This window comes from Alcaligenes sp. PF14 (assembly GCF_037150615.1).
GTDB classification, from domain to species: Bacteria; Pseudomonadota; Gammaproteobacteria; order Burkholderiales; family Burkholderiaceae_B; genus Alcaligenes; species Alcaligenes phenolicus.
In genome coordinates, this window is sequence record NZ_JBAGRS010000004.1 from 210,235 (window position 1) to 222,267 (window position 12,033).

Genomic DNA, 12,033 nt, shown 5'->3' on the forward strand with positions numbered 1-12,033 from the left:
TTGACATACTCGCCGTACTCGGCAAAAAAAACGGTTCCATGATAGAAACTTACTATGCTTTGCGGGAGGTGCTTGTGAGCGCAACGAGAATGTATGGCGCTCCAATACACTTGACGGTACTCACGGAGCCTGAGTTCGAGTCAAGGCCTCTCATGTGTATGAAAGAGCTTGTCCCTTTGTGGACTAATGAGAGCTAGAAATCTCTTCCAGCAGCTTCAAGACAGCTTAAGTCGGAGCCAGTGAGCAGCGTAATTGTTACTCGCTTCACACTGATTTTTTTCAGTGAAGTACAGGTACAGTACAGGTACAGTGACCAGTTTTCACCAATTCAGGTAAAATACGCTAACCTACTGATTTGAAACTGGTTTTGCCTGTTTCAACCTACGCTAGAATTCGCCCCATTTCCCTGTAGAAACACTGTAAATCACCGACTCAAAATCCCCCGCCGCAAGGCGTGCCGGTTCGATTCCAGCCCCGGCAACATCAACAATCTTTTTCCTGCTTAAGCAACTAGAAAATTTCGCAATACAAATCCCGCATCTGGGAATCTTTATAAAACTTTATTCAAGCTTAGCCACGCTAGCGACTTAGTGTTCATCGCATTCACCGTCTCTACGACTGTGCTTATTCAGTGGCCTTCGCTCTCTCTGCAAGCCTTCACTTAAGAACTGCCGCTTGCCTAAGCACACGACGCCACAGAAGAAAAACCCAAGCCGTCCCCAAGGACAACAAGCGTACAAGCTGGAATAACCGTTATCACCCGCATCTTCCCAAACCACTTGTAAGTGACAGTAAAAATTAAAAGCCCCTAGAAAAATTGGGGTTGTTCGCTTTGCCTGTTTGTACTGCCGAAGTGGATGACACCCAGTCAGGGCTCCCCCTTAGAAAAAGGGAAGGGGGATCACCACAATACTGAAAACGATAACGGAGACACAATGGTTCTAAAGATGCCGATATTGGCAGGCGGGCTGCTGGCCGCTTTGCTGGGAATAGGGTCAACTGCCCACGCTCAATCCAATGTGCAGCTGTACGGTCTGGTTGATGCCTGGGCAGGTATACATAAGCCTGTAGGAGGCAACAAGCGGGAAGGGACGGTAGGCGGGGGAGGGATGACAACCTCTTACTGGGGCTTGAAAGGCCAGGAGGAGTTGTCCAACGGTGTTCGCGCCGTGTTTGCCATGGAAGGGTTCTTCCGGCCAGAGACAGCTCAGGCGGGGCGGTTCAATGGCGATCCCATGTTTTCTCGTAGTGCTTATGTGGGTTTGCAAAGTGATGATGCAGGCACTTTGACGCTGGGGCGGCTGACTACGCCTTATTTCGTCTCCACCATCTTGTTTAACCCGTTTGGCGATTCCTACACGTTCTCCCCATCGGTGTTCCACACGTATCTGGGGATGGAAGGCCAAGGCGTGCTGGGCGATTCGGGCTGGAGCAATGCGGTCAAGTACACCACGCCAGACTTCAATGGCCTGACGGCAAACTTGATTTACGGGTTCAGTAACGAGCCTAACAAGTCTGGCTCCAATAAATGGGGTGGCAATGCGCTGTATTTCAATGGTGCTTTCTCTGCGACATTGGCCTATCAGCAGATCAAGTTCGACAATCAGGCGGATGATCTGGAAAACATTATTGTGGGCTTTCGTCATCAGCGGGCGAGCCAGTTAGGCATGGCTTATGACTTTGATTTTGCCAAGGTATTTGCTCAGTTTCAGTACGTGAAGAACACCATTACTAGTGGTGACATCACGATGAAGGGCGGGCAGTTTGGTGTGTCTGTCCCCATGGGCGGCGGCAAGGTGCTGGCTTCGTATGGTCACACGCGTAGTAGTGGGGCCAGTGACGTCAAGCGCAACAGCTGGGCCTTGGGTTACGACTACGAGCTTTCCAAGCGCACGGATGTCTATGCTGCGTATTACAGCGACAAACTGACTGGTTTGTCGCGTGGCGATACGTTTGGTGTGGGTATACGCACACGCTTCTAAACGGTTCACTGCAGTAGAAGGCAAGCAGACGACATGCCCGTAGACGTGTCGTCTGCTTTTTTTTGCTTAATCTTCCCTTCGGTTATCTTTCCTCTTCCTGAGCTTGCGTAGCGCAATGCCTGTGTTCGGCAAAACACAGGCATTGTTCAGCTCAAAACCCTTATAAACTCGCCCACTACCCGATAGCGATATTCGGCGTCTTCATTGAGTTCAATCGCTTCAAACGTAAGTTGGGTAGAGCGGGGCTTTAATAAGATCTTCTTATGCTCCCAGCCCTCTGCCGTCTGGGTTTTGATGCTTTCATATTCTTTGACGGTGAATCTTGAGCCATCGTCGCTATCCTGAGCAGACAAGCACTCTACCAGAACAATTTTGCCATTTCGGCTTCCACCGGGATCCTGGCGGAAAAGGCAGAGCGAGCCACTCGGGATGATCTTGTTCATGGATTCGCCTACGACCCGGCAGGCGAACATATCTTGCTTCGCCTCCATCTCTTTGGGCAGGCCAACCCATTCTTTGTTTTCTACGTGTTGCAATTCACTGAAGCTGCCAGCGGCGGCTTGGAGGTCATAGAAGGGAACGGCATTGACCCAGGGCACCAACGTTGGTGCAGGCAAGAGCTCTTGGGCTGGGGGAGCCTGGTAGCTGGGGATATGTTGCTTGAGATAGGCCCGCAGCGCCGGGTCGCAGGCATAGACGTAAGTGCCCCTGATGCCCCGAAGCATGATGGTTTTGTAGATGTTGAGGATGTACTGCTTCAGTTCTTCTGTGCTTTTTATGGTTTGCTTGCCGTTTCGATCCAGATAGTTTTTTTCGTTGATCGTGATCTGATTCGTGTCGGCGTCGTAGCCAATCTCTGTTCCGAAAATGATGCCGGTGTAGTTCAGGTCGTATCCTTGGGTGGTGTGAATACAACCAACCTCATCTTCTGCCCCCGTCGTGTTAATCCAGTCCGTATTGGTTCGATTCCAACGCAGTTTTACATTGTCTATTTCAATGTCATAAAGCGTGGAGTCTTTTTTCGAATGCCATGGCCAGGCATATCCGGCTACCAGGCGGGCCAAGCCGTAAGTCTGGTTTTTCTGCTCAATAACTTGAACCAGATCTGCGATGTTTTCAAAGAGTAGAAAGTCATATTTTTTGGAGCGGTATTGCTCTTGCTTTGCAAGGTGGACATTCAAAAGCTTGTCTATGAAGTCGACATAGTCCTGGCCTGCTTGGACGCGAAACTGAGAAGTCAGTGTCATTACTCTAGCGTCAGGTGATTGCTTGATCTTTTGAAAGTCTGCCGCGTTGGCGTCCGATGGTTTGATGGACTGATCGGGGTCGTAGAAAAAAATGGCCTTTTTAGCCTGTTGGGTCACCCAATCCACTTCGCTGCAGCTATCTTTATCCAAACCCAAGTCGCTGCAGACCTTGTCGAATATTCCGTAGTAGGAACCCAGGTTGACTCGTTTGCGGAGTCGATGGGACTCGTCCACCAGTACGATATCGTAAGTCTCCCGAGCCAGTTGTGACGGACCGATCACCATGTCAGGGCGCAGGCCAGCCACGTTCTTGAATGCCCGTTTCAAGGTGGCGCGGAATGAAGCCATAGGCACTACCAAGGCCATTCGGGGGGTAGGGAAACGTTGTTTTAGCTGGCAGAGTAGTTCACGTAGCTCGTTTTCCTCTTCGGAAAACTCCTGAAGATTCAGTTCCGCTTCATCGGTATGGATCAGCTTGAACAGGAAAATAGCGAGAACCGACTTTCCGGTGCCAGCCCCGCCTTGAACGACTAGATGGCGCAGATTGTCATTGAGCAGAGCACGCATCATTTCCACCAGGCTTTGACGCTGGTCGAAAGATAGCGCTTTGTATGGGGAATATTTAAAAACGTCGGAGTTATCAATCGACTCTAACGAATGCCTGGCTATGCCTTGGCCACGGAGTTTGTCCCACGTCTCACGAAAGATCTGCGTGTAGACCTCATCTCTTTGGTAATAGTTGTGATCGGACAGGCCCAAATTGCCATTGAGCAATTCGAAGCAACCATCGGCTGCCATGTATTTGATCAACGCCGATTCAATGTCTAGCGTAGCGGACTTGTTAAAGCGTGAGCTGCTGATCAAATGGGCGGTAGTGAGCATTTTCTTATGCTCATGCTGCAGATGCGTATTCAAACGGGTCAGCGCACTGCTTGTTTCACCTACATAGGCTCGGCGTTTGGCTCCGTCACTGAGGATATAAACCAAAGGCCAGTTACCGACCGCATAAGCGTTATTTCTTATGTCCGCCAAAGCCGCCGGTGAAAACGAATATTGGTTTATTTCTACAAGATGTGGCTGACTCATGGCTCTGGAGTAATGATCTCTATTTTTTGGTAGGTTTTGCTCAGTTATTGTCCGTTTGGCATGGCTTGTAAATCATAGCCTATTGGGTGGAAGAAGCCTTGGTATCTGTTTGTCTTGACTCAGGCAGGGGCATTTATTGCTGTGGTGGATGCTGGGGCAGTTGTTTCCCAAGCGTGCGCTGGATATGAGTCAGCCTATCAATGAGGTGTATTACCGCAATACGGCTTTGTAGGCGCGGATTTCCACGTTTGTAAGCTATCTGGGCGAGTGCCGGGAGGCGGGGTTGGGTGGGTCGAGTTAAATCGCCGTGGGTAAATTCCTGACTTTCTACATCACAATAATCATATGTTGCCAGGCTAAGGTGTCTGTAGCTTGTCTATCGGCGGTAAGCAGAAAACTAATCAGCAGTAAAAACAGGTGGTGCAGATGACGTGTGCCGGATGTTGATCAAGGGGGGGAACAGGCAGCAATGAATAATTCGAACGAACCTGTGCAGACACAGACACAGACACAGACACAGACACCCACATCAGTACCGGCAGAAGTGCAGAGGCAGGCGTCGGATAGGCCAGGCAGCCCGCTGGAGGTCTTCTGGGCCTTCCTGAAACTCGGGCTGACTTCGTTTGGCGGCCCGATCGCGCACCTGGGTTATTTCCGTACCGAGTTCGTAGAGCGCCGTCGCTGGCTGGATGATCGCAGCTACTCCGATCTGCTTGCCCTGTGTCAGTTCTTGCCGGGCCCGGCCAGCAGCCAGGTCGGGATGGCGCTGGGGCTGGGGCGTGCCGGGTGGATGGGTTTGCTGGCAGCCTGGACCGGCTTTACCTTGCCATCGGCCATTGCATTGATTTTGTTTGCCATGGGATTGGCGGGACAGCAGGGGATTGCAGAGTCTGCGTGGGTACATGGGCTCAAGATTGTGGCGGTAGCAATTGTGGCCCAGGCGGTGTTGGGAATGGCCCGGTCCTTATGTCCTGATCGATCTCGTGCTGCATTGGCGATGGTGGCTGCTTTGTTAAGTCTGGCCTTGCCCTCGGCCTTTGGGCAGGTTCTGGCCATTGCGGTGACAGGTTTGATCGCATGGAGGAAATTGGACTTTGCTCAAGCAGGAGTGGCTCAGGCTCATTCGTTTCCGGTGTCTCGCAGGGTAGGGATGGCTGCCCTAGTGGCTTTTGTCGGGCTCTTGCTTGCTTTGCCTGTGTGGGCTGCGGCAACAGGCTCATCGATTGTTCAGTTACTTGAGGGGGTGTACCGATCCGGGGCACTGGTCTTTGGTGGGGGGCATGTTGTGTTGCCGCTCTTGCAGGCCTCTGTCGTACCGACAGGAATGGTCAGCAATGCGGACTTGATGGTGGGTTATGGAGCAGCGCAAGCACTGCCGGGCCCACTGTTTACCTTCGCGGCTTATATCGGGGCGATGGCTCAATGGCCCTTGCAAGGCTGGCTGGGGGGCATGGCGCTGTTGGCACTGATTTTTATCCCGGCGTTCTTGATTCTGATTGGCGTCCTGCCTTTTTGGGAAGGGCTGCGACATCGGGCTGGCGTGCGCACGGCGATGGCAGGGATTAATGCAGGGGTGGTCGGCATCCTGGGGGCCGCGCTGTATGACCCGGTATGGACCAGTGCCATTCATGACAAGGCGGATTTTGGCTTGGCCTTGCTCTTGTTTGGCTTGTTGACGGTGGGGCGTGTGCCGCCGGCGTTGGTTGTGCTTTTGGCGGGGCTGGGCGCCTTTCTAATGTCGATTATTTAAGTGTTTTGCTTGCCGTGCGTGATTGCCTGGCTTCATTTTTTCGGTCCGGAATGTGTGGGAGCTGATTCAAGAGAAAGCAGGTAGCTGTTTGGTGTTTTTCAAGGTGTGCGCGGGGCGCTGGCACCTTGGGAACGCCATATGCTGGGTATCAGTTGCTTGTCGCAGTTGCGGCAAGGTAAACCGACAGGAGAATGTCATGGATACCAATAAATCACGCGCGGACAAACACTTGATGGACTGGCTTCGAGACGCGCATGCAATGGAAGAACAGGCTGAGACGATGCTGAACAGCATGCTCTCGCGGGTGGAGAACTACCCGGAGTTGCATCAGCGCATTCAGCAACATATCAAGGAAACTCAGACACAGCAGGGGCTGGTGCGCGAATGCATAGAGCGGCGCGGTGGGGATACGTCCTTGCTCAAAGACCTGGGCGGGAAAGTTATGGCAGCGTTTCAGGGCTTTTCCGGGATCTTTGCCTCTGATGAGGTGGTGAAAGGCACGATGTTCAGCTTTGCCTTCGAAAACCTGGAAATTGCGGCTTACAGCCAGCTCAAGGAGGCCGCTGATTTTGTGGGCGATACGGAGACGGCGATGGTGTGCCATCAAATCCTGGAGCAAGAGCGTGCGATGGCTCGTTGGCTGGAAGAGCACTCACCGGAGTTGATACGGATTTTTCTGGCTCGTGCCAATGAAGGTCACAGTCAGGCCAAGCCTTAGTCCACATCCGTCCAAGGCTGTTGATTGACGGCCTTGCTTGGCAGGTTTTCAGCTTTGGGGCAGCCATGAAGGCTACCAGGCACACTGTTTGCTGGAGCCTGTTTGTGAAACCTGATCTTTGGAGAGTCCGCATGAGTCCCACACGCAAAGGCAACACCGAAGGCTCGAATCAAGCCAAAGCACCGGAGCCCAGCAGCGAATCCCAAGTGGATATTGCCGGGCGGGTGCAGGAAGACCTGAAGGAAGTAAATGAACGCGGCAAAGACAAGGAGCGAAGGCGGCCGGTAGACCATAAAGCCACGCAGTTTGATGGTTCTCCGAACCCGGAACCCGATAAGAGTCCGTATTTGTTCAAGCCACATGACGATACGCCCGCCATCTTGCCCAAGCGCCGCGGTCCGAAGAACCCGGACTAGGAAAGGGGCAAGCGCTTGATGCTACACGCTTGCCCTTTCTGCTCCTGTGCTTACCACTGCCCGAAAAATACCCCTGCTTTTTTATACGCATTGGTACCGCGCTCTACTTCTTCGTCCGTCACGGTCGTTCGGCGTTTCAGGCTTGTGAACCACTGCAGCAAGCGCTCCCGACATTCAACCCGTACGTCTTCGTGGTCTGGAGTTTGGCCCAGGTCGTTGAACTGCTCAGGATCGGCATGCAGGTCATAGAGCTGCTCAGGCTCGTCCAGCCAATACACATAGCGCCAGCGGTCACTGCGCAGGGACCAGGCTCTGGCATTGGATGGTGATTTATCGCGTATCACGCGTGCCAGGCGATAGCTGTAATCCAGTTCGGAAAACACGCAGTCGCGCCAAGGGGGCTGGGTGCCATGTAGCAGGGGCAGCAAGTCTCGTCCCTCAAGTCTGTGGGAGGCCAGCGGCAGGCCCAGCCACGAGAGCATGGTGGGCAGCACATCCACGGCTTCGACCATTCTGTTATCGACTGTTCCCCGCGTAGCATTCGCCTCCGGTGACGGGTCGTAGACGATGAAAGGTACACGCTGCACGGTGTCGTAGAACAACTCTTTCTCGCCCAGCCAATGATCGCCCAGGAAATCCCCATGGTCGGCCGTGAAGATGATCAGGGTGTTGTCCATCAGGCCATTGCGGGACATGAAGTCGAACAAGCGGCCCAGGTGGTCGTCCAATTGGGTAATAAGGCCCTGGTAGGCGGGTCTGACCGTGTTGATGCAGGTTTCGCTGGCGAAACTGACGCATTCCTCTTGCTGGCGGTAGGCCTCTACGACCGGATGCGCATTGCTTAATTCGGCCTCATTGCGCACTACGGGCAGGCATTGCTCGGCGCTGTACATATCGTGGTAGGGCGCAGGAGCGATATAGGGCCAGTGTGGTTTGACGTAGCTCAGGTGCATCACCCAAGGTTCATCCCCCATGCGCTCCATGAAGGACAGGGCCTGGTCCGTCATATAGGCCGTTTCCGAGTGCTTTTCCTCTACCAGGGACGGGTAGCAAGCATTGCGCATGTGCCAGCCACTGACTGGCTGCCCATCGGGCCCGTGCGCAGAGATGACAAAGTCTGTCCATGGGTCGTCGGATTCATAACCATGACGTCGCAGGTAAGCCGGGTAGCCGCTTTCTTCTCCCGGTTCGTGGTGGCCGTCGTAACGGTCTATCTCTTCAAACCCCCCTGTTTTAAGCAGGCGGGCCAGTTCGCTGCCACCGTCCAGTGCCAGCCGTTCCAGCCCTTTGTGGTCGACCATGATGTGGGTTTTGCCCGCCAGCACCAGTTTGTGTCCACCGGCGCGCAAATACTCGCCCATGGTGACTTCGCCTACCGACAAGGGCACGCGATTCCAGGTGGCTCCGTGCGTCGATGGGTAGCGGCCTGTGTAGTAGCTCATGCGGGACGGGCCGCAGACGCCGGAATTGACGAAAGCGCGATCAAAGCGCACCCCCTTGGCGGCCAAAGCATCCAGATGGGGGGTACGAATATGAGGGTGGCCGTAGCAGGCCAGGTGATCAGCCCGCAGCTGATCGGCCATGATGAACAGGACGTTCTTGCGTTGTGTCATGTTGTCTGTGTTGCTGGTTTATTGCGTGACTTTGAAGCCGGAGGCCTGAATGACCGGAGCCCATTGCTGGCGGAATTGTTCAATGCGGACGCGGGTTTCTTCTGCATCGGCAGATACGGGAATTAATTCATTTTTCAGCAGTGTTTCTTGCAGGGCCGGGTCGCTGGTGACTTCTTTAATGGCCGTGCCCAGGAAGGCGACTTTATCGGCTGGCATGGAGGCCGGGGCAAAGAAGGCGTTCCAGCCTGAGGCTTCCAGGTCCACACCGGACTGTTTCAAGGTAGGTACATCTGGCAGGGTGGTCTCTCGTTCGCTGCCCGAGGTGGCCAGAATGCGGATGCGCTTGCCCTGGTGCTGAGACGTCAGTACATCCAGCGTATCGATAGCCAAGGGCAATACGCCGCCGATCAAGTCTGTAATGACTGGGGCCGAACCGCGATAGCCGATGATCTCGCCCTTGGAGCCAATTTGCTGGGATAGCATCAGGCCGAAAAAGTGCGGCAGGCTGCCGGTGGCCGGGACGCCAATATTGAAGGCACCGGGATGCTCTTTAGCCCAGGCAATCAGTTGGTCCATGGTTTGAATGTCGCTGTCTGCCGACACCGCTACCCCAAAACCGTATTCAGTCACCATGGAAACGGCCTGAAAGTCGGTGTCGGGTTTGTAGGGGATGTCATTGAAAACCAGGGGGGCGACGACCATGACGGCGGGGTTGGCCAGGATCAGCACATTTTTGTCTGCCGCCGTACTTTTGACATACTGGGCGGCAATCCGCCCCCCGGCGCCGGTTTTGTTCTCGACCACAATGGGAATACCCAGTTTCTTGTGCAGGCCGTCCGACACAATGCGTGCGGCCCGGTCAGACGCGCCTCCGGGCGCATAGGGCACAACGACAGTCAGGGTTTCAACGGGGCTTGCTGCGTGGGATAAACCAGTGAACAGCAGTCCTGACAGCAGACAGCTTGTTACCGTGGCGCGAAGGCGGTTCAGGGCCATGATTTGTCTCCTTTTTTTTGATTTCCATCAGTTTTTACCGCAGCTTACCAAGGGGGCTGATAGTTGTTCTAATCAAGTATCTTCAAGGTTAAAGGTCATCCCATGGTCAGCTCCCCCAAGCCTTCCCCTGCCTTGGCAAGCACTGCAGGCAGTGCGGCGCCCCTTACGCTGCCGGCCATGATGATGTTCCAGCTGTATCGAGCCTGGTCTGCCAGTAATCCGATTTTTATTCGCTTATGCGAGGGGCGTTTCAATATCACTCGCCGTGAATGGCGCATTTTGGCGATTGCCAACATGCATCCTGCTTTGACAGGCACGGCTTTGGCCGAGGCGGCAGCATTGGATACCGCTCGTTGCTCACGAGCGGTCAGTACTTTGTGCGAGAAAGGTTTGCTAAAGCGGACGCGCGATACCAAAGACTCGCGCATTGTGCATGTCTCGGTGACGGAATTGGGGATGCAGCGTTATGAGGAGGTTATGCCGGTTGTTGCGTCCTTGAACGAGGAGATCTTTCAGGATTTGAGTGCAGCAGAACTGTCGGCCCTGAGCAGCATGCTGGATCGGGTTACTAGCCGGGCGGCATTGATGCTGGAAAGTAACGTCGTGCAGGAGCGGGCCCGTCGGAATCGTTAAGATCAACCGTGCTGCCCTGGCACTGCTAGAGCAGTGTCAGGGCCAGAGCGGGAGGTCCATCCATGCACGCCATGCACATGCTGTCCTGCCTCGGGCACAAAAGCGAGGTTCAAGTGTTGTGATCCGCCGAGTTTGTGTACTCCTTCCACCCACCCCCCAAAGCCTTGTACAGGTCAATCAGATTGCTCAGTCGTGCCAGGCGCGTTCTGACCAGTGTTTGCTGGCTGCTGTACAGGCTGCGATGTGCATCCAGAACGCTCAAGTAGTCGTCCATACCTTCCTGAAAGCGTTGCTCGGCCAGGGTTTGAGCCTCAAGGCTGGCCGTGACCGCCAGCTTCTCGGATTGGATCTGCTGGTCCAGCAGGCTTTTGCTTGCCAGCCCGTCCGCCACTTCCCGGAAAGCGACCTGAATGGTTTTTTCATACTGGGCGATTTCTATCCGTTTGCGCACATGGGCGACATCCAGATTTGCCAGCAGGGCACCCCCCTTGAAAATGGGCAGATTAATGCTGGGAAAAAAGCTCCAGGCCCGTGTACCCGAGTCGAACAGACCTTCCAGTGAAGCGCTGGCGGTTCCGATGGACCCAGTCAGGCTGATGGTAGGAAGAAAAGCAGCTCGTGCTGCGCCAATATGGGCGTTGGCGCCTCGAAGGGTTTGCTCGGCAGCCCGAATGTCGGGTCGGCGTACCAGCAGGTCGGAGGGCAGGCCGCCAGGTAGATCCGCCACAAGGATCTGATCGGGCAGCGTAACCGCCTCATCCAGCTGTCTGGATAGATCAGCGCTGAGTGCTTGTCCCAACAGCAGGACCAGAGCGTTGCGATCCAGGGCTGCCTGGCGGCTATAGGCGGCATAGCTGGATTCTGCCTGTCGCAGGGCGACTTCCGCGCGGCGCAGGTCCAGTTGGGTGGCATGGCCCAGTTCCTTTAACTGGCGACTTAATTCGTAGGAGCGCTGTTGCGTTGCCAGCGTGTCGCTGCTCAGGCGTAGCAGCTCCTGGTCGGCCCGCAACGTCAGATAGGTATTGGCCAGCTCGGTGATCAGGCTGGTTTGGGCCGCTACGCGAGTTTCATCCAGGGCCAGATAGTGGGCCAGTGCCTGTTCGTTCAGACTGCGGATGCGGCCCCATAGATCCAGCTCCCAGGCTGTGCTGACACCGCCCACCTCGTAGCGACGATTAAGCTGGCTGGTGCCAGTTGGATTTAGGTCGGCGGGAAGTCGCTCGGAGGCACCGCTGGCGGCCGCCTCCAGCTCTGGTAGCAGTTTGGCGCGTTGAATGCGATACAGCGCCTGTGCCGCTTCGACATTTAAGGCCGCTGTACGAAAGTCGCGGTTGTTTGCCAGTGAAATTTCTATCAGTTGCTGTAGTAGCGGGTCGCGGAAGAAGTCGCGCCAGCCTATTTCTGCAGCGATGACTGCAGCAGAGCTAGCCTCTTCGGTCATAAGGGGGGAAGCGGGATACGTGGCCTCGATAGGGGCTGCCGGCCGCTCGTACTTGGGAGCCAGCGTACAGCCTGTCAGTATCAATGCCAGGGCAAGGGGGCTGAGGCGTCGAACGCGGGGCAGGTAGGGGAAAATCATGTTCATGCTTGTC

Annotated in this window: 9 protein-coding genes; 5 read left to right on the forward strand and 4 right to left on the reverse strand. The window is 54.7% G+C overall.

Annotated features, from left to right (window positions below; translation table 11 throughout):
* The first annotated feature begins 935 nt into the window (after positions 1 to 935).
* Positions 936 to 1,982 (forward strand): porin, encoded by a 1,047-nt coding sequence (locus WFM49_RS10430; protein ID WP_442893032.1) that lies wholly within the window; start codon positions 936 to 938, stop codon positions 1,980 to 1,982.
* Between the two features lie 146 nt (positions 1,983 to 2,128).
* Here the strand turns inward: WFM49_RS10430 and WFM49_RS10435 are convergent, their stop codons facing one another.
* The gene (locus WFM49_RS10435) at positions 2,129 to 4,315 is read right to left on the reverse strand and encodes a DNA/RNA helicase domain-containing protein (RefSeq protein ID WP_336973100.1); all 2,187 of its coding nucleotides are present in this window, start codon (positions 4,313 to 4,315) and stop codon (positions 2,129 to 2,131) included.
* Positions 4,316 to 4,784: 469 nt separating this feature from the next.
* On the opposite strand from WFM49_RS10435, the gene chrA reads away from it, so the two are divergent.
* From chrA to WFM49_RS10450, 3 genes are all read left to right on the forward strand, one after another.
* The gene (gene chrA, locus WFM49_RS10440; RefSeq protein WP_336973102.1) at positions 4,785 to 6,065 is read left to right on the forward strand and encodes a chromate efflux transporter; all 1,281 of its coding nucleotides are present in this window, start codon (positions 4,785 to 4,787) and stop codon (positions 6,063 to 6,065) included.
* A 196-nt stretch (positions 6,066 to 6,261) separates the two neighbouring features.
* Positions 6,262 to 6,783 (forward strand): ferritin-like domain-containing protein, encoded by a 522-nt coding sequence (locus tag WFM49_RS10445; RefSeq protein WP_009463738.1) that lies wholly within the window; start codon positions 6,262 to 6,264, stop codon positions 6,781 to 6,783.
* A gap of 131 nt (positions 6,784 to 6,914) precedes the next feature.
* Complete coding sequence (locus WFM49_RS10450; RefSeq protein ID WP_035271398.1) at positions 6,915 to 7,199, forward strand: hypothetical protein; 285 nt, start codon at positions 6,915 to 6,917, stop codon at positions 7,197 to 7,199.
* A 50-nt stretch (positions 7,200 to 7,249) separates the two neighbouring features.
* Here WFM49_RS10450 and WFM49_RS10455 read toward each other — a convergent pair whose 3' ends face one another.
* The gene (locus tag WFM49_RS10455; RefSeq protein ID WP_336973105.1) at positions 7,250 to 8,812 is read right to left on the reverse strand and encodes a sulfatase-like hydrolase/transferase; all 1,563 of its coding nucleotides are present in this window, start codon (positions 8,810 to 8,812) and stop codon (positions 7,250 to 7,252) included.
* Between the two features lie 18 nt (positions 8,813 to 8,830).
* Complete coding sequence (locus tag WFM49_RS10460; RefSeq protein WP_052159363.1) at positions 8,831 to 9,808, reverse strand: tripartite tricarboxylate transporter substrate-binding protein; 978 nt, start codon at positions 9,806 to 9,808, stop codon at positions 8,831 to 8,833.
* Positions 9,809 to 9,910: 102 nt separating this feature from the next.
* On the opposite strand from WFM49_RS10460, the gene WFM49_RS10465 reads away from it, so the two are divergent.
* Entirely contained in the window at positions 9,911 to 10,441 is a 531-nt protein-coding gene (locus tag WFM49_RS10465) for a MarR family winged helix-turn-helix transcriptional regulator (RefSeq protein WP_336973108.1), read from the forward strand.
* A 109-nt stretch (positions 10,442 to 10,550) separates the two neighbouring features.
* Here WFM49_RS10465 and WFM49_RS10470 read toward each other — a convergent pair whose 3' ends face one another.
* Positions 10,551 to 12,026, reverse strand: a complete 1,476-nt coding sequence (locus WFM49_RS10470; protein ID WP_336973110.1) for an efflux transporter outer membrane subunit — start codon at positions 12,024 to 12,026, stop codon at positions 10,551 to 10,553.
* Positions 12,027 to 12,033 lie beyond the last annotated feature (7 nt).